The sequence below is a fragment of the Nosocomiicoccus sp. HMSC067E10 genome (assembly GCF_001810835.1).
GTDB lineage: Bacteria > Bacillota > Bacilli > Staphylococcales > Salinicoccaceae > Nosocomiicoccus > Nosocomiicoccus ampullae_A.
This window is the reverse complement of the sequence record NZ_KV802737.1, coordinates 1-19,548: the sequence shown is the minus strand read 5'-3', so window position 1 is coordinate 19,548 and position 19,548 is coordinate 1. Positions and strand designations below refer to the sequence as shown.

The following is a 19,548-nucleotide window of genomic DNA, read 5'->3' as shown; positions in this document are numbered from 1 at the left end:
TTATATAAATTAGTCGTTAAAAATGGTATCATAAAGAGAAGTATGTAGAGGAGAGAAATTATATGATAGAAACTAAGAAAACGTTTCAAACGGAGTGGGCAGGACGTCCACTAATCGTTGAATACGGCGAAGTAGCCAAACAAGCAAACGGTGCAGTTCTAGTACGATATGGAGACACAGTTGTCTTATCGACAGTGACTGCTTCTAAAGAACCTAAAGATATGGACTTTTTCCCACTAACAGTGGCGTACGAAGAGAAATTATACGCACGCGGTAAAATACCTGGTGGATTTAATAAACGTGAAGGACGTCCAAGTGAAGCAGCGACACTTGCGAGTCGTTTAATCGACCGTCCAATTCGTCCACTTTTCCCAGACGGATTTAGACACGACGTTCAAATTATTTCGACAGTGCTTTCTGTTGATTCAAACAACTCACCTGAAATGGCAGCGATGCTCGGTTCATCGATTGCTTTATCTGTTTCTGACGTACCGTTTAACGGACCGATTGCTGGTGTACGTATCGGTATTAAAGACGACGAGTTCGTCATTAACCCAGATGTTGAGACGTTAAACAACTCTGTATTAGAACTTGATTTAGCAGGAACGTTTGACGCAATCAACATGGTTGAAGCAGGTGCAAAAGAAGTACCTGAAGATAAAATGCTCGAAGCAATTCTTTTTGGGCATAAAGAAATTAAAAAGTTAGTCGAGTTCCAACAAGAAATCGTCGACTACGTGAATCCTGAGAAAATGGCATTTGAACCACCAGTTGACGACGAAGAAATTCAAAAGATCGTCGATAGTCAACTCGAGCAGTTTGATATTGAAGAGTGTGTATTAACAGTTGATAAGCACGAACGTGATAATAAATTATCTGAAGTGAAAGAAGCAATTATCGCTCTACTCGATGAAGAAGACGAAAACTTCGAAGCGAACGAAAAAGAAGCGAAACGCTTATTTAACGATGCGGTATTTAATACAGTGCGTCGTTTAATCACTGAAGATAAAATCCGTCCAGATAGAAGAAAACCGGACGAAATTCGTCCGTTAAACTCTCAAGTCGCACTTTTACCTAGAGCACACGGCTCTGGTTTATTTACACGTGGACAAACACAAGTATTATCTGTTGCAACGTTAGGAAGTTTAAGTGAGCACCAAATTATCGACGGACTCGGAGAAGAAGAAGAGAAGCATTTCATGCATCACTATAACTTCCCGCACTTCTCTGTCGGTGAAACTGGACCACTTCGCGCTCCAGGACGTCGTGAGATTGGTCACGGTGCGTTAGGTGAACGTGCACTTAGCCAAGTCATTCCTTCACAAGAGGAATTCCCGTATACAATTCGCGTCGTGTCAGAAGTTTTAGAGTCGAACGGTTCTTCATCTCAAGCGTCAATTTGTGGTGGAACGCTCGCATTAATGGACGCTGGTGTGCCAATTAAAGCACCAGTTGCTGGTATTGCGATGGGTATGATGATGAATGGTGAAAACTATACAATCCTTTCAGACATCCAAGGTATGGAAGACGCATTAGGTGATATGGACTTTAAAGTAGCAGGTACTGCTAAAGGGATTACTGCAATTCAAATGGATATTAAAGTCGACGGATTACGTGAAGATATTTTAGAAGAGGCGTTAGAACAAGCACGCGTCGGTCGTCTACACATTTTAGATAACATGTTAGCGACAATCGAATCACCAAGAACAGAGTTATCACCATACGCTCCGAAAATTGAAACGATGACAATTAACCCAGATAAAATTCGTGACGTCATTGGACCTGGTGGTAAACAAATTAACGAAATTATCGATGAAACTGGCGTAACGTTAGATATCGAGCAAGACGGAACGATCTTTATCGGTGCTGTCGACCAAGAAATGATCGACAAAGCACGTAAAATTATCGAAGACTTAACGCGTGAAGCAAAAGTTGGAGAAATTTACATGGGTACAGTAAAGCGTATTGAAAAATTCGGTGCGTTCGTAGAGTTATTCCCTGGTAAAGATGCACTTGTTCACATTTCTAACTTAGATCACGCACACGTTAAAAACGTAGAAGACGTGTTAAAAGTTGGCGATGAAACACTCGTTAAAGTAACAGAAATCGATAAGCAAGGACGCGTAAATGCATCTCGTAAAGCATTAATTGAAAAGAAAGATAACGATAAAAACAAAAAGAATAACGAGGAGGGATAAATTGTGGCAAAAGAAAGAAAGCGTAACGCGAACGTAAAAATCATCCCACTCGGCGGAGTTGGAGAGATTGCTAAAAACATGTACATCGTCGAAGTAGACGATGAAATGTTCATGCTAGACGCGGGGTTAATGTTTCCGGAAAACGAAATGTACGGTGTAGATGTCGTTATTCCGGACATTACGTACGTGAAAGAAAATATCGACCGTTTAAAAGCGATATTTATCTCGCATGGTCATGCAGATTCAATCGGTGCATTACCGTATATTTTAGAAGATATCGACGTACCGATTTATGCTTCAAAGCTGACGATTGCTTTAATTAAAGAATCATTTAAAGAATTAAATATTCGTAAAAAACAAAAGTTCTATACGATTAATAGTGAATCAAAAATGAACTTTAAAAATGCAAGTTTTGAATTTTTCGAAACGAGCCATAGTATTCCTGATTCTTACGGATGCTCAATTAAAACGAAGTACGGTTCAATCGTCTATACTGGTGAGTTTAAATTCGATCAAAGTCTCGAAGGAGATTACGGATTTAACGGTGCGAAGATGTACGACTTAGCACGTGAAGATGATTGTCTCGTATTAATTAGTGATTCTACGGAAGCAGAAAAGCGCGGATATAATACACCTGAAAATATTATCGAAGAGCAGTTATTAACGGATTTCTTAAAATCTAAAGGGCGCATTATCGTGTCACTTTATGCATCAAACTTCGTACGTATTCAACAAGTGTTAACAAACGCACATAAAGCAAACCGAAAAGTGACATTTTTAGGTAAGACGTTAGAAGCATCGTTTAAAGTCGCAAGACAGCTCGGATATTTCGATATTCCTGAAGGGTTACTCGTTCCGTCACATCAAATTAAAAACTTCCCAGATAATGAAATTGTCATTATCGCAACTGGTAAACAAGGGGAACCATTCGATGCACTGACAGAGATGTCAAAAGGAACGCATGAAGTGACAAACATTAAAGAAAACGATGAAGTGTATATTTTAACGACGCCATCGTCAAACATGGAAGTCATTTTATATTCAACGCTAAACGACTTAACTAAAGCAGGTGCTAAAATTTACTTACCGACAAGTGGAATTCACGCATCGAGTCACGGTTTAAGTGAAGAGTTAAAAATGATGTTTAATATATTTAAACCGAAATATTTTGTTCCTGTTCAGGGCGAATATAAAAACCAGATTGCTCACGCAAAACTTGCTGCTGAAGCAGGTATCGATCCAGAAAATATCTTCTTACTTGAAAAAGGTGACGTCGTCAGCTACGACGGAGAAGAGATGTACTATCAAGAAAAAGTACATGCAGGTAACGTCTTAATTGACGGTAGAGGTGTCGGGGACGTTGGTAACATCGTCTTAAGAGACCGCCGTATATTAAGTGAAGACGGTATATTCATTGCGGTTGTTACGATCGATCGTAACGAGCGAAAAATTAAAGCCGGTCCTGAAATTCAAAGTCGTGGCTTTGTCTACGTCAAAGAAAGTGAAGAGCTATTAGCGACTGCTGAAGCAATTGTAAAAGAAGTCGTTGAAGATTCTATTCAATCAGGAAACTTAGACTGGAACGACTTAAAACAAGACGTTAGAGAAGCGTTACTTAAGTTCTTATACGAAAGTACGAAACGTCGTCCGATGATTATACCAATCATATCTGAAATATAAGAAAGAATTTTGGAGATATTATATTATAGTATCTCCAAATTTTTTAGGAAGGAGTTTGTGATGGCGAAAAAGAAAGCAACGCGTCGTAAAAAGAAAGATGAGCGCCAAACCTATTATGCGTTAACGAGTTTTATCACATTATTACTTGTCTTTATATCTTTGTTTCAACTCGGTAGTTTTGGTGAATATATCGATTCAATATTTACGTACCTGTTTGGAACGAGTAAATATTTTACGTACTTAATCATTACATTAACGAGTATTTACGTCGCCATGAACCGTAACTTCCCATTCACAAAGCGCATGTTCGGTTATATATTGCTACAATTTGGACTGATTTTTTTATTCCATAGTGTGCTTTATTTAACGAACAAACCACTCATTAATAATTTTTATAGTTTTGATGAAATAAAAAATACGATCGCTACGACAGGATTTAAAAACTTCACCGGTGGCGGAATTATTGGTCAAGTACTATTTACAGCGATGAATAACACGCTCAGCTTTATCGGTACAGTTTTACTTGCTGCTGTGTTTATTTACTTTTCGATTATTATGATTCGAAATAAAAGCGTCGAAGAACAACTGCGTAAAGATTTTTCTCGCGTCGGACAATTGTTATCAGTGACTAGTAAAAGTATCAATAGTAAAACGTCTGAAATCATCGAGAAAAATAAAGAAAAACGTGCGAATAAACCAGAAAAAATAGAGAAGAAAAAAGCAAAGAAAACGAAAGTTGAAGATCCAATTATCGAGTCTTCAAGTCATGATGATATCGAAGAAGAAGTCGAAGAAGCAGTATATGAACCTGAAATTGTCGGTAGTGATGATATCGAGAGTGACCTCGTAGAAACAAAAGATGAGACTGTTGATTTAGAGTACGAAGAAGAGGAACTCGATGACTCGATTGAAGACGTCGAGGAGAATACTCCACTCGACGAACTAGACGAAGAAGAAATTAAAGAGCTTCTCGAGTATAAAGTACCACCGATTACATTGCTAAAAGATGCTGAAGTGTCAGAAAAGATGTCAAATGACGTCGTGTTAAAACAAGGTAAAGTTTTAGAAGAAACACTTCATAACTTTGGTGTAAAAGCGAAAGTGTCAAAAATTAGAATCGGTCCAGCCGTGACACAGTTTGAAGTGCAGCCGGATATCGGCGTAAAGGTCAGCCGTATTATTAATTTACAAAATGATATTGCACTGTCGCTTGCAGCAAAAGATATTCGTATCGAAGCACCGATTCCTGGGAAATCAGCTGTCGGTATTGAAGTGCCGAACTCGGTCGTTTCAATGGTTACATTACGTGAAGTCATGAAGCGTAAGACGAGTACAAACCCGCTAGAAGTTGCGCTTGGTAAAGACATTTCTGGTGCACCGATTATGGCAGAGTTAAACAAGATGCCACACTTACTCGTTGCTGGGTCTACAGGGAGCGGTAAATCCGTATGTATTAACGGTATTATCATTTCGATTTTACTAAACGCAAAACCGCACGAAGTAAAATTAATGATGATTGACCCAAAAATGGTGGAGTTAAATGTATATAACGGTATTCCACACCTACTAAGTCCTGTCGTGACGAATCCACAAAAAGCAGCGGACGCTTTACAACGCGTCGTAAACGAGATGGAACGCCGATATGACTTATTTAGTGCAACAAATACTAAGAACATTTCAGCATATAACAATTACTTAGAACGTACAGCTGAAGATAAAGATAAAGTATCTAAAATGCCGTATATCGTCGTCATCATCGATGAGCTTGCTGATTTAATGATGGTCGCAAGTAAAGACGTTGAAGCAAGTATTACGCGTATTGCACAAATGGCACGTGCTGCAGGTATTCATTTAATTATCGCTACACAGCGTCCATCTGTTGACGTTATTACAGGGATCATTAAAGCAAACATACCGTCACGTATTGCATTTGCCGTCAGCTCAACGACTGACTCTCGTACGATATTAGACTCCGGGGGTGCAGAAAAACTCCTAGGTAAAGGGGATATGCTTTTCTTACCATCTGGTAGATCAAAACCAGTTCGTGTCCAAGGGGCATTTTTATCAGATGAAGAAGTGAATGATGTCGTCAATTACGTCACGAGCCAGATGAAAGCAAATTACGATAAGTCGGTCATATTAAATCAAAAAGAGCCGAAAAAAGAAGAAGTTGAATCTGAAGACGAATTATACGGGGAAGCGAAATGGTTCGTCATCACAGAGCAGCGCGCAAGTGCAAGTTTACTTCAACGACAATTTAGAATCGGCTATAACCGTGCAGCGCGTCTCGTTGACGATTTAGAGCGTAACGGTATAATCGGACCAGCAAGTGGTTCAAAGCCGAGAAACGTACTCGTCACAGAAGACGAAATGGATGAGAGGGAGAGTTAGTATTGGAAATTAGAAATGAACGATTAAATAACATTCCAATCGTAACGATCGATACAAATAAATTTAAAACATTCACGTTACGCGTCACATTTAGAAATGAGTTAGACGTAAACACTGTTACAGCGAGAAATTTACTTGCTCGCATGATGGTAAAACGTACAAAGACGCATAATAGTGAAGCGGCACTCGTACAGTATTTATCAGAATATTACGGTGCACATCTAACGTATCAAACGTCAAAAGTTGGGACGAGTCATCTCGTCCACTTTACGTTAGAGTTTGTAAACGAACGTTTTATTAAAGAAGACTTAAACATATTAGAACACATGTCTAAACTATTAAATGACGTGTTAACGACACCATTCTCTTACGATGAAGAAATGGTTAAATTTTTAGAAAAAGAAAAACGACTCTATAAAAACCGTCTAAAAAGTATGATGGATAACAGTATGCAGCGCGCATACACAGGTCTTTTGAAAGAGATGTTTGGAGATAAACCAGAAGGACAACTGTCTTACGGAAATATTGAAGATATCGATGAAATTACAATCGATGACATTAAAAAAGTTCACAAGTCGATGATGGATACGGACGAAATGATGATTTTACTCTGTGGAAATATTGACGATCGTTCAATTAATCTTTTACAAAAAATCTACGATAGAGAAAACTATGTTGAATTACCGTTCAATAATTATGAAGTAGATCTTAAAAAAATTGTCAACTACAAAGTAATGCATGACGACGTAGAACAGTCTAAAGCAATTTTAGGTTTTAGAATCGATAAAGAAAAAACTAACGAAATGTCAGTGCGTATTTTTAACCGTATGTTTGGTGGTGGCGCGTCGAGCTATCTATTTAAGCATTTACGTGAAGCACGTTCGTTAGCGTATCAAATTAGTTCAAACGTCGATGTTAAAAATGGATATTTATTTGCTTTAGCTGGAGTTGACCACTCACGTGTGAAAGAAACGGAACAGCACATCATTATCGAACTTGAAAAATTCCAAAATGGTGACTTTACTACTGAGTTTTTAGAAGAGACGAAGAAAAAGTTATTATCAGATAGAGAAAACAGTAAAGATCGAGCAAAAGGTATGATATCAATTGTATATAGCGAAAACTTAACAGGATTGACAGATGATGAATTTAAAGAAAAAGTTGAAAGCATTACGCGTGAAGATATTATTGAAGCAGCGCACTCGATTCATCTCGATACGGTATATACGCTAACAGGAGGAGAAAGTGATGACAGTTAAATATTATGAAGCACTTGAAGAAACAGTCATTAGTAAAACACTCCCAAACGGATTAGAAGTCATTTACGTTAAAAAGCCAGGGTTTAACAAAAAGTTTGCGACGTATACGACGCGTTTTGGTTCTGTAGATAATCATTTTACAGTCGACGGTGTGACGCACAAAATTCCTGACGGAATCGCACACTTTTTAGAGCATAAAATGTTTGAAAAAGAAGATGGTGATGTCTTCCATAAATTTAGTGAACACGGTGCAAGTGCGAATGCATTTACATCTTTTGACCGTACGAGTTATTTATTTAGTTGTACAGACAACTTTTATGACAACTTAAAACTCCTTATGGATATGGTCGAAGAGCCTTATTTCACCGATCAATCTGTTGAAAAAGAAGTCGGTATTATTAACGAAGAAATCAAAATGTATCAAGATAATCCGGGGTATAAATTATTCTCTACGATGATGGAGTCACTATATAACACACATCCGGTTCGTATTGATATCGCTGGAACGCTCGACTCGATTCAACAAATTACAAAAGAAGATTTATATTTGTGTCATGAGACATTTTACGCACCGAACAATATGGTGTTAATCGTCGTCGGTGATTTAGATGATAGTGAGTTATTTAGTTTTATCGAAACACATCAATCAAAACGTAATCACGACCCGAAAGAGTTAACACTTCATACAGTGACTGAAGAAAATCACGTTCACGACAAAGAAAAAACAATTAAGATGAACGTGTCGGATGACAGAGTGATGCTCGGATATAAATATAATCACGATTTAGATGACGCGTCGTTATTAAAACTCGATTTCACAATGATGTTTGCGTTAGAGATGGTATTTGGAGCGAAATCTCAGTATTTCTATGATCTAATCGATGAAAATCTTGTAGATGATAGTTTCCAATACGGCTTCCAAGGGGAATCTGACTTCTCACACACGCTATTTATTGCACATAGTGAAAAACCTGAAGAAACGATTCAGCGAATTCAGGCGATTATCGATGAAGTTAAAAATACGGATTATTTCACTGAAGAGATGTTACAAAGCGAAAAACGTGAAACAATTGGTGACTATTTATCTTCTTTAAATTCACCAGAATATATTGCAAATCAATATACAAAATATTTATTAGACGGTGGCAACCTTTATGACATTCCAAATATCGTCGATTCGATTACCGTCGATGACGTGAATGATGCATTTAACACTGTATTAAATGACGACTATGTCTCTGTCGTGATGATGAAAAATGCGTAACGTCATACTAGTTGGAAGTAGCGGATCCATTGGATCCGCAATACATAACGAATTAAAAGACGAACACGTCATTAGCTATTCTAGACACACACCGTCAACTTATGACAATTTGCATCATTACTTTGACTTATCACAGCCGATTTCTATTGAAGAAGTCGAAGCGACGTTTAAACATATCGAAACAATCGATTGTTTAATTTATACACCTGGTAGTGCGTATTTTGATATGCTAGAAGATACACCACTACATGTTATCGACGAACAGTATAACATCCAAGTGCGGAACTTAATTGTTTTTATACAGGCAGCATTACCGAGATTAAAGAAGAGTTCACACGGACGCATCGTCGTTATTTCAAGTGTGTACGGTCAAATTGGTGCGAGTTGTGAAAGTGTTTATGCGTCGATGAAAGGTGCACAAAACACACTCGTTCGTTCACTCGCTGTCGAGTACGCGGGTACGAATATTACGATTAACGCCGTCGCACCAGGTGCTGTTAAAGGTAAGATGACTAATCTTTTAAGTGAAGAGGATATTAAAGTTTTACTCGAAGAGTTACCACAGCAAAGACTGATTGAACCAGTTGAAGTTGCAAAACTTGTGAACTTCGTACTCAGTAAAGAGAGTCAATCGATCACAGGTGAAGTGCTAAATATTAACGGTGGATGGTACACGTTATAAAGAAGGGTTAAATTATGAGTTTAGGACCATATTTAAGAAATGTGAGAGAACAAAAAGGCATTACGTTACGTGAAATTGAAGCACGTACGAATATTCGTCGTGATATTATCCAAACGATAGAAAGAGGCGACTATCAGGAGCTTCCGGATAGTAGTCATACGAAGTATTTAATTCGTACGTATGCGGATGCTTTACAGTTAAATAGTGACGATTTGTTTGAACGTTATGGTGACGAAATACCGACAAAAGAAGCGGTCTATAAAGAACGTAAAGAAAATAAAGTCGATAAAGACATGCTCTATTTAAAAAAGACGATATATACTTTTTTAATTGTGATCGGAGTGTTGTTTGTTCTTTGGCTTGTTCTTTTACAAGTCGGTGGACAAGGAGATTACTTTAGAAAGTCTCCTGTATATGATGAGGTCGAAGTCTCACCTAAAGAAGAAAGCGACACGTTTAACGTAACGCTAGAGCGCGTTGAAGACAATACAGCATTTTATACGATAAATACGTCAAATGACATTAACGTCACGTTTAAAGGTGACGGGAGTACTGTCAACATGACAGACGATAACAATAATACGTATGTTAACGAAACAATTAATGATGAGACATATTTAATTCAGTCAGATGCATCAGAGTTATTTATTGCAGTTGAAGACAACGACAAACTCAGTATTTTTGTGAATGATGTTGAATTAGAAGACGATGAAGTACAAAATGACGGCACGTTGTTTTATCATTTTACGATTGAGAGGGAGTAAACTATGAATTTACCTAACTGGATTACAGTGATAAGAATCATACTAATACCGGTCTTTATTATATTTGCAATTAACGATTTTAACTTCGGTACAGTAGCGATACTTGGAGGAAACGAGATTTTAATTGAGCAACTTATCGCAGCGATTATTTTCGTCGTCGCGTCACTGACAGATGCGTTAGACGGCTATTTAGCACGAAAGTTAAATTTAATTACAAATATGGGTAAATTTCTAGACCCACTTGCAGATAAACTACTCGTCGCTTCAGGTCTCATTGTATTAGTCGAGTGGTCAGTAATTTCAAGTTGGATCGCTATCGTAATTATCGCAAGAGAATTTGCAGTTACAGGATTACGTTTACTTCAAATCGAACAAGGGTTTGTCAGTGCCGCTGGTAATTTAGGAAAAATTAAAACAGTATTCCAAATGGTTGCTCTCGTCTTACTTCTATTTGGAGATTTATTTGTCAATTATATCGGGGTATCTATCGGTATGATATCTCTATATATCGCAGTGTTCTTCACGATTTTATCGATGATTGAGTATTTCTACAAAGGACGAGACGTGTTTTTAAATCAAAAAGCGTAACTTTTAATTATCTGCTTTAAAAAGTAAGCGATATTTAAAATACTGAATTTAATATTTGAAATTTAGCACATAAAAGACGAACATATATTCGTCTTTTATTTTTTGTTATGGTATACTTTAAATATCGAAAAATGATTTAAAAGATAGTTCGGAGGAATGTAATAGATGGATGAAAGACAAAAAGCTCTAGAAACTGTTCAAAAGAATATGGATAAGATGTTCGGTAAAGGTGCCGTTATGAAACTCGGTGACGATCCTGGACGTAAAGTAAAAACGACGTCATCAGGTTCGATCACATTAGACCGTGCACTCGGTGTCGGTGGATATCCACAAGGTAGAATTATCGAAATCTACGGACCAGAATCTTCAGGTAAAACGACAGTCGCATTACATGCGATTGCTGAAGTGCAGCGTCAAGGTGGAATCGCTGCATTTATCGATGCTGAGCACGCACTGGACCCAGTGTATGCTAAAAACTTAGGTGTCGATATCGAGAATTTATACCTGTCTCAGCCAGACCACGGGGAGCAAGGATTAGAAATCGCCGAAGCATTCGTACGAAGTGGTGCAGTGGATATCGTCGTTATTGACTCAGTTGCAGCATTAACACCAAAAGCAGAAATCGAAGGTGAGATGGGAGATACTCACGTTGGTTTACAAGCGAGAATGATGTCACAAGCATTACGTAAACTATCTGCTGCAATTTCTAAAAGTAATACGACAGCGATTTTCATCAACCAAATTCGTGAAAAAGTTGGAGTTATGTTCGGTAACCCGGAAACGACACCTGGTGGACGTGCGCTGAAGTTCTACAGCTCAGTTCGTTTAGAAGTGCGCCGTGCAGAACAGTTAAAACTCGGACAAGATATCGTCGGAAACCGTACGAAAATTAAAGTTGTTAAAAACAAAGTTGCACCACCATTTAGAGTAGCAGAAGTAGATATTATGTACGGACAAGGTATTTCTAGAACAGGTGAACTTCTCGATCTCGGAGTCGAATACGACATCGTCGATAAAAGCGGTGCGTGGTACTCTTATAACGGGGAAAGACTCGGTCAAGGTAAAGAAAACGCAAAAGAGTACTTAACGAATAACCCTGAAGTACTAGAAGAAATTAATGATAAATTACGAAACGAATTAGGCTTTGAAGGTGAAGTCACTGAAGAAAGTGAAGAAGTAGAAAACAGCCTATTTGATGAGTAATATTATCAAGCATGAGTCACTCTCATGCTTGATTTTTTTATGTAAAATATATAAAATGAAATCTGTATGATAAATTATTATATTTAAAATACACATTTTTAACCAACACGTGAATAGCATGCATTAGGGAGGTGTTTTTTGTGGACATGAAAGACATTTTCTTAATCTTACTTGGTATTATTCTCGGTGTTGTTATCGGATATTTAATCGTCAATAGAATTATGACGAATAAGCAGCAACAAGCAAGATCTTCAGCTGAACATATCATCGAAGAAGCAAATAAAACTGCGATGAATTTAAAAAAGGAGAAATTGCTTGAAGCAAAAGAATACAATCAAAAGTTAAAAGAAGAGTTTGATCGTGAGCAAAATGATGCACGACAAAAACTACAAGCTTTTGAATCTCGACTACTTTCTCGAGAGGAAAACTTAGATAGAAAAAGTGAAACTCTAGATAAGAAAGATGAGATATTAGATTTAAAAGAAGCGAAAATTGAAGACAAACAGCAATCGGTGGATGCCAAGGAACAAAAGATTAATGAAATCATCAGTCAACAAAATGATGAATTAACTCGCATCTCCGGATTAACAAGTGCTGAAGCTAAAGATGAAATCTTTAGAGCGCTCGAAAAAGAACTGTCACACGATATGGCTGTAATGCTAAAAGAGCGTCAAGAAGAAGCGAAATATGAAGCGGACCGAAAAGCAAAAGAATTGCTTGCGACGACGATTCAACGATACGCAGCAGAGTACACGAGTGAATCGACGGTATCTGTTGTCAACTTACCAAACGACGAAATGAAAGGTCGTATTATCGGACGTGAAGGTCGTAACATTCGTACGATTGAAACGTTAACAGGAGTCGATTTAATTATCGACGATACACCAGAAGCGGTTATCCTTTCAGGATTCGATCCAATACGTAGAACGATCGCTAAAAATGCGTTAGACGAACTCGTCTTAGATGGACGTATTCACCCAGGACGCATTGAAGAAATGGTCGATAAAGCAAGACGTAATATGGAGAGTATCATTCGTGATGCTGGTGAACAAGCAGCATTCGAATTGGATATTCATAATTTACATCCTGAACTCATTAAACATCTTGGTAAGATGAAATTCCGTTTAAGTTACGGTCAAAACGTATTAAAGCACTCAGTAGAAGTTGGATTTTTAGCAGGTATGCTCGCTGCTGAACTTGGCGAAGACGTGAGTCTCGCGAGACGTGCAGGATTACTCCACGATATCGGTAAATCGATCGACCATGAAGTCGAAGGTTCACACGTAGAAATCGGAGTAGACTTAGCAAAACGCTACAAAGAAAACGAGACAGTGATTAACGCAATCGCTTCACATCATGGTGACGTTGAAGCAACGAGTATCATTTCTATAATCGTTGCAGCAGCTGACGCATTAAGTGCAGCACGTCCAGGTGCACGTCGTGAAACGTTAGAAAATTACGTAAAACGACTTGAAAACTTAGAGAAAATTGCAGAAGGCTACGACGGCGTAGAGAAGTCGTTTGCCATTCAAGCGGGACGAGAAATTCGAATTATGGTTCGTCCAGAAGACGTCGATGATGTACAAGCATATCGACTCGCTCGAGATATTAAATCACAAATCGAAGATGAACTGCAGTATCCAGGACATATTAAAGTGACAGTTGTCCGTGAGATGAGGGCTGTAGAATATGCCAAATAAAGATTGGAACATTGTTTCCAATCTTTTTTTATGAAAGGAATAAAAGATTGAGAATTTTATTTATTGGAGATATTGTCGGTAAAATTGGGCGTCGAATGGTAAAGGAAAATTTACCAGAGTTAAAACGAGAATATAACATACAATATACAATCGCAAACGGAGAAAATGCTGCACACGGCAAAGGGATGACAAAAGCGATTTATAAAGAGCTCATGGGATACGGTGTGGACTTTATCACACTCGGAAACCATGCATTTCATAAAGATGAAGTATTTGAACTCTTTGAAGCAGATAAAAAAATTATCCGTCCACTTAATTATCCGTCAATCGTTCCAGGCGAAGGATTTAAAAAAGTAAATATTAACAATGAAACGTTAATGATTGTGAATCTACAAGGGCGTAGTTTTATGGAGTCGATTGATAACCCGTTTACAGAAATCGATGCATTGTTAAAAAGAGAATCCGCTGATCAAATATTTGTGGATTTTCACTGTGAAACGACATCTGAAGCGATTGCAATGGGATATTATTTAGACGGTAGAGTGAATGCTGTCGTCGGGACGCATACGCACGTTCAAACGAACGACGCAGTCGTTTTAGACAACGGGACGATGTACATAACAGATGTCGGTATGACAGGGTATAAAGATGGCATACTCGGTATCGATAAAGAAGCGGTCATTTCTAGATTTTTAGACCAATTACCAAAACGACATGTCGTACCTGATAAAGGTGATGGTATTTTATCTGCAGTAGTGATTGATACAGTCAGACAGACAATTGAACCGATTTTAATACGAGAGTAATCGGACATAAGTATGAATTTTAAGTGAATGACAGTATGTACACTGAATTCAACAGTTAAATTTGATATGATTTAATTGTTAGAGGAGGCACGAAAATGATCAGTCAATTATCATGGAAAGTCGGTGGACAACAAGGTGAGGGAATTGAGTCGACAGGTGAAATTTTCTCAACGACGTTAAACCGTATGGGGTACTATTTATATAGTTACCGTCACTTTTCATCAAGAATTAAAGGTGGTCATACGAACAACAACATTCGTATTTCAACAAAAGAAGTACGATCAATTAGCGACCACACAAATATATTAGTTGCGTTCGATCAAGAGACGATCGATATTAACGCAAGCGAGTTAATAGATGGCGGTGTAATATTAGCTGACGAAAAGTTTAAACCAGAAGTAAAAGAAGATTTAAACGTTCAGCTCATCGCAGTTCCATTTACTGAAATCGCAAATGAACACGGCAGTAAGTTAATGAAAAACATGGTTGCTGTCGGTGCAAGTGCAAGTCTTATGCATCTTGATATTGAGAAGTTTACAGATATGATTTATACGATGTTTGCACGTAAAGGGCAAGAAATTGTCGATAATAATATAAATGCATTAAAAAACGGATTTAATTATATCGAAGAACGACTCGACCAAATCGATGGAGACTTTGAATTAGAAAAAGTCGAAACTCGTGATTCTTTATATCTCATTGGTAACGATGCGATAGGTTTTGGTGCATTAAACGCAGGTGTACGTTTTATGGCAGCATACCCAATTACTCCAGCGAGTGACATTATGGAGTATATGATCGAACATTTACCAAAGGTCGATGGTACAGTCATCCAAACTGAAGATGAAATTTCAGCGGTTACGATGGCAATCGGTTCGAACTATGCAGGTGCAAGAAGTTTTACATCTAGTTCAGGTCCTGGACTGTCACTGATGATGGAGTCTATTGGACTATCAGGTATGACTGAAACGCCACTCGTAATCGTCGATACGATGCGTGGAGGTCCGTCAACAGGCCTTCCGACCAAGCAAGAGCAATCGGATTTAATGCAGATGATTTATGGTACGCACGGTGAAATTCCAAAAATCATCCTCGCACCAACAGACGTAGAAGATGCATTTTATCTGACAACTGAAGCGTTTAACTTAGCAGATGAATATCAAGTGCCTGTCATTCTTTTATCAGATTTACAAATGTCACTCGGTAAGCAGTCATCAAATCCGTTTGACCCTTCAAAAGTCGTCATTAATAGAGGACAAATGATTACTGAAGACATCGACGGAGACGAAAGTTACTTTGAACGCTTTAAAGTGACAGAAAGTGGTATTTCCGCACGACCGATTCCTGGAGTGAAAGGCGGTATTCACCACGTCACGGGTGTTGAACATAACCCGAACGGTACGCCTAACGAAAGTGCAGTGAACCGTAAAACACAAATGGACAAACGTATGCGTAAACTTGAGGGACTAACGATCGATGCACCGTTTAAAATAAATGGTGACGTAGACTCTGAGTTACTCGTCATTAGTTTCTTAAGTGGTAACGGCCCAGTCGATGAAGCGGTCGAACGTATCGATAAAAATATAACGACGATTCATATGCGTCAACTGTTCCCAGTGCCAATTGAAGCACTACAGCCATACTTAGATGGCGCTAAAGAGATACTCGTCGTCGAGCAAAACTATACGGGACAACTATATAACATCATTAAGATGAACTACCCACACCATGGTAAAATGTCTCAGTTTAATAAATATGACGGTACGCCGTTAAAACCGGTAGAAATCGAACGTCATTTGAACGAATTATTGTAATTAAAGGATGAATAGTCATGGCAAAATTTAAAGATTTTAGAAACGATATAAAGCCAAACTGGTGTCCTGGATGCGGTCACTTCAGTATTCAATCTGCGATTCAACGTGCCTCTGCAAACGTTGGATTAGAGCCAGAAGACTTAGCATTAGTCAGTGGGATCGGTTGTAGTGGACGTGTATCCGGATATATTCGTTCATATGGTTTCCACGCAACACACGGTAGAAGTCTACCAATCGCCCAAGGTATTAAAATGGCCAATAAAGATTTAGAAGTTATCGCAACAGGTGGAGATGGTGACGGATTTGCGATCGGTGTTGGACATACTGTTCACGCGATCAAACGTAACATTGATATGACGTATATCGTCATGGATAACCAAGTGTACGGCTTAACAAAAGGTCAAACATCACCGTCAAGTGCGAAAGGATTTGTTACGAACACGACACCAAACGGTTCAATTGAAAGTCCAATCGTTCCAATATCAACTGCGATGGCAAGCGGTGCGACATTTGTCGCTCAAAGTGTCTCGTCTGATATTAAAGGTTTAACTGCAATAATTGAAGCGGCAATTAAACACGACGGCTTCGCATTCGTAAACGTTTATAGTCCGTGTGTCACATACAACAAAGTGAACACATATGAATGGTTTAAAGAACGTGTGACTGATATCGAAGATATCGAAGACTACGATAGAGAAGATCGCAACAAAGTAATGAACTACATTAACGAGCACGAAGGGTTATTAAAAGGAATTTTATATCAAGACAATCACTCTAAATCATATGCATCACATATCGACGGCTATTTAGATGAAGCAGTCGTTAATCATGATTTAAAGTTAAAAGACGATCAGTTTAACGAACTGATGAATCATTTCGCATAATAAAACACGCAAATTAAGAGAAATCTTAGTTTGCGTGTTTCTTTTTGTTTTGGGTGAGAGGTTTTGGATATTTTGCGTAAAATTAAGATAAACTCCAACTCCGTCTATGCACCATGGCTCTCCTCTAATCGTTTTCTTTCGATTTCAAACGCTTCTTTTTGAATATCTTTTTCATTAATTTCTATTTCTTGAGCTTTAAAGATATCAGCAACGCTTGAGTCGTTTGCGTATAGGTTAAATGATTTTAGTTTTTCATCTCTAACTTGTGTGATTGCTTCGTCGATACTGTTTTCCGATAACAATCTATACACGATGACGTTTTTCGTTTGTCCCATACGATACGCTCGACCAATTGCTTGAAGCTCTGTCGATGGTTTCCATTGTGGCTCACATAAAATTACAATGTTTGCCGCTTGTATGTTTAAACCAACACCTGCTGCGTCAATTTGGCCGATTAACGTTGCACCAGCTTCTCGATGTGTAAACGTATCGATCATTTGTTGACGTTCGTTCATTGAAACGTCTCCAGAAATTATCCCCGCACTTTGCGCACCGAGTGTTTGATGGATGAGCTCTAAATTATCTTTAAAGAAGCTGAAGATTAAGATCTTATGACCGTTTTCTTTTGCCTCTGTACAAATTTCTATTAAGTTCGCGAGTTTTTCAGAATCGTTGATGTTATTACCAGTAAATGCAGCTCGTCTCATCTTCATAAGACCAGGTAAGCCTTCTCGAACCGCGTCGTTATAGTACTGACGTTCTTTTTGACTCATTTCAGAAAACATCTCGATGAATTCTATATCTGGGAGTTCTTTTAACACATCGATACGTTTACGTCTTAAATAGGCAGGTGATACGATCGTCTTAAATGTTTCTGGTTCATTCATACGTGGATTATTATCGATTTCTTTAATGATTTGAGGTTGTAATATGCCGATTAAGTGCTTCATCTCGTTTAAATTGTTTTCAATCGGTGTACCTGTCATCATCATGACGTATTCACTTTTTTCAGCAAGCGCCATAGCATTTTTAGTACGCTGTGTATTTGGATTTTTAATTAAATGCGCTTCATCGATAATTAAGCAGTCGATAAAATCTAATGCGTCGTAATCTATGTTTTTCGTATGCTCTGGATTTGTAATTAAAATACTCGGTGTTTCAAGCCATTCGTTAAACGCTTCGTCACGCTTAGCACCGTGAAATATTTTTACAGGGATGCTCGTCCATTTTTCAATTTCATGCGCCCAGTTCGCCATCACGCTTTTTGGACAAATGACAAATGCGCGCGTTTTATTTTCCTTAAATAAATGCGTAATCACTCCGAGTGCTTGAATCGTTTTACCGAGCCCCATTTCGTCACCGATTAGCGTGCGTTTGTTATACAACGCATACTTCGTTCCGAATGCTTGATACGGACGTAATGTTCCACCTGTAAGTAGTGATACGTCGAGGTCCATGTTTGTTATTTTTTTAACTAATACTGAAGGTAAATCACCTGCGTGTTGACTCGACGCGACGCCTGTTCTAGATTCTATAAATGCATAAAATGACGCACTGTCATTCATAAATACTTCTTTTATTTTTAACTCATTATTTAGATCACTATAGAGCGTATCGACATCTTTATGTAGTTGACTGAGCTCTAGTTGTACTTTTTCAAATTGATGAAACGCCGCGTTAATTTTTTCTTTTTCAGCTAAAGATTGAAACCACGACATAAAAATACCACGTTTTTTCTTCATCGTTTTTAATAGATTTTCCGCGTCATTTGTAACAGTTTCATTTTTTAACTGTTCCACTTCATTTTTGTATGTCGTATTAAAGTACCAATAATTTAATAATGTACGCGCATCTTGAGTTAAATTATCAATATCAATTTTTGGGAACGTATGATTCGTAATGTCGCGGATCATTTCGTCTTTATCTTTTACTAATCGTTCGACTTCTTCAGGTTCGGCCCCTTTGAGTACGATTTGTAAAGACTTCGAATCAAATCGTCTTAAATCTCCGATGTTGAAAATGTTATTTTCACGTAAACTTGTGATGAGTCTACGATTATCATCAATTAAAACATCTACCGGGACAACTTTAATATCACTCTCCGCACGTCTTTTCTGTATGTTTTGTAGCGCGGTTTTCATTGTGTCATCACTAATATGCGTTAGAAAATTTTCAATATTACGTTTCAGCTGTTCTACTTGAAACTTTTCTGACTGAACATCCATATCTCATTAACTCCTTAGATTTTTGTTTAAAAAGTTACTTTTAATATATAGGAATCACGGGAAGATTTTATAATCAACCTAGCCACTTAA

Annotated in this window: 14 protein-coding genes; 13 read left to right on the top strand and 1 reads right to left on the bottom strand. The window is 38.0% G+C overall.

The features are described from left to right. The first annotated feature begins 62 nt into the window (after nt 1-62). The 13 genes from pnp to HMPREF2767_RS00010 all read left to right on the top strand — a co-directional run bounded on the left by pnp (nt 63) and on the right by HMPREF2767_RS00010 (nt 17,233). Nucleotides 63-2,198 carry a polyribonucleotide nucleotidyltransferase gene (pnp, locus tag HMPREF2767_RS00070; RefSeq protein ID WP_070622086.1) on the top strand — a complete coding sequence of 712 codons (2,136 nt, stop codon included), beginning with the start codon at nt 63-65 and terminating at the stop codon, nt 2,196-2,198. Nucleotides 2,199-2,201: 3 nt separating this feature from the next. Next, entirely contained in the window at nt 2,202-3,878 is a 1,677-nt protein-coding gene (locus tag HMPREF2767_RS00065; protein ID WP_070622085.1) for a ribonuclease J, read from the top strand. Between the two features lie 60 nt (nt 3,879-3,938). Further along, entirely contained in the window at nt 3,939-6,269 is a 2,331-nt protein-coding gene (locus tag HMPREF2767_RS00060) for an FtsK/SpoIIIE family DNA translocase (RefSeq protein WP_070457764.1), read from the top strand. A gap of 2 nt (nt 6,270-6,271) precedes the next feature. Beyond that, the gene (gene yfmF, locus HMPREF2767_RS00055) at nt 6,272-7,528 is read left to right on the top strand and encodes an EF-P 5-aminopentanol modification-associated protein YfmF (RefSeq protein WP_070622084.1); all 1,257 of its coding nucleotides are present in this window, start codon (nt 6,272-6,274) and stop codon (nt 7,526-7,528) included. After that, complete coding sequence (yfmH, locus tag HMPREF2767_RS00050; RefSeq protein WP_068130452.1) at nt 7,518-8,792, top strand: EF-P 5-aminopentanol modification-associated protein YfmH; 1,275 nt, start codon at nt 7,518-7,520, stop codon at nt 8,790-8,792. The genes yfmF and yfmH overlap by 11 nt, the downstream gene beginning before the upstream one ends. Beyond that, nucleotides 8,785-9,474, top strand: a complete 690-nt coding sequence (locus tag HMPREF2767_RS00045) for an SDR family NAD(P)-dependent oxidoreductase (protein ID WP_070457772.1) — start codon at nt 8,785-8,787, stop codon at nt 9,472-9,474. The genes yfmH and HMPREF2767_RS00045 overlap by 8 nt, the downstream gene beginning before the upstream one ends. A 14-nt stretch (nt 9,475-9,488) precedes the next feature. Then, nucleotides 9,489-10,238 carry a helix-turn-helix domain-containing protein gene (locus HMPREF2767_RS00040; RefSeq protein WP_070622083.1) on the top strand — a complete coding sequence of 250 codons (750 nt, stop codon included), beginning with the start codon at nt 9,489-9,491 and terminating at the stop codon, nt 10,236-10,238. 3 nt (nt 10,239-10,241) lie between these two features. Further along, nucleotides 10,242-10,826 carry a CDP-diacylglycerol--glycerol-3-phosphate 3-phosphatidyltransferase gene (pgsA, locus tag HMPREF2767_RS00035; protein WP_068130445.1) on the top strand — a complete coding sequence of 195 codons (585 nt, stop codon included), beginning with the start codon at nt 10,242-10,244 and terminating at the stop codon, nt 10,824-10,826. Between the two features lie 165 nt (nt 10,827-10,991). Then, the gene (recA, locus tag HMPREF2767_RS00030) at nt 10,992-12,029 is read left to right on the top strand and encodes a recombinase RecA (protein ID WP_068130443.1); all 1,038 of its coding nucleotides are present in this window, start codon (nt 10,992-10,994) and stop codon (nt 12,027-12,029) included. Nucleotides 12,030-12,169: 140 nt separating this feature from the next. Continuing rightward, nucleotides 12,170-13,729, top strand: a complete 1,560-nt coding sequence (gene rny / locus HMPREF2767_RS00025) for a ribonuclease Y (RefSeq protein ID WP_070622082.1) — start codon at nt 12,170-12,172, stop codon at nt 13,727-13,729. A gap of 47 nt (nt 13,730-13,776) precedes the next feature. Beyond that, nucleotides 13,777-14,535 carry a TIGR00282 family metallophosphoesterase gene (locus HMPREF2767_RS00020; protein WP_070622081.1) on the top strand — a complete coding sequence of 253 codons (759 nt, stop codon included), beginning with the start codon at nt 13,777-13,779 and terminating at the stop codon, nt 14,533-14,535. A gap of 95 nt (nt 14,536-14,630) precedes the next feature. Further along, nucleotides 14,631-16,349, top strand: a complete 1,719-nt coding sequence (locus HMPREF2767_RS00015; RefSeq protein ID WP_070622080.1) for a 2-oxoacid:acceptor oxidoreductase subunit alpha — start codon at nt 14,631-14,633, stop codon at nt 16,347-16,349. Between the two features lie 17 nt (nt 16,350-16,366). Continuing rightward, entirely contained in the window at nt 16,367-17,233 is an 867-nt protein-coding gene (locus HMPREF2767_RS00010) for a 2-oxoacid:ferredoxin oxidoreductase subunit beta (RefSeq protein ID WP_068130431.1), read from the top strand. Nucleotides 17,234-17,337: 104 nt separating this feature from the next. Here HMPREF2767_RS00010 and HMPREF2767_RS00005 read toward each other — a convergent pair whose 3' ends face one another. After that, nucleotides 17,338-19,458: a DEAD/DEAH box helicase gene (locus tag HMPREF2767_RS00005; RefSeq protein WP_070622079.1), complete on the bottom strand. Its 2,121-nt coding sequence runs from the start codon at nt 19,456-19,458 to the stop codon at nt 17,338-17,340. Nucleotides 19,459-19,548: the final 90 nt, after the last annotated feature.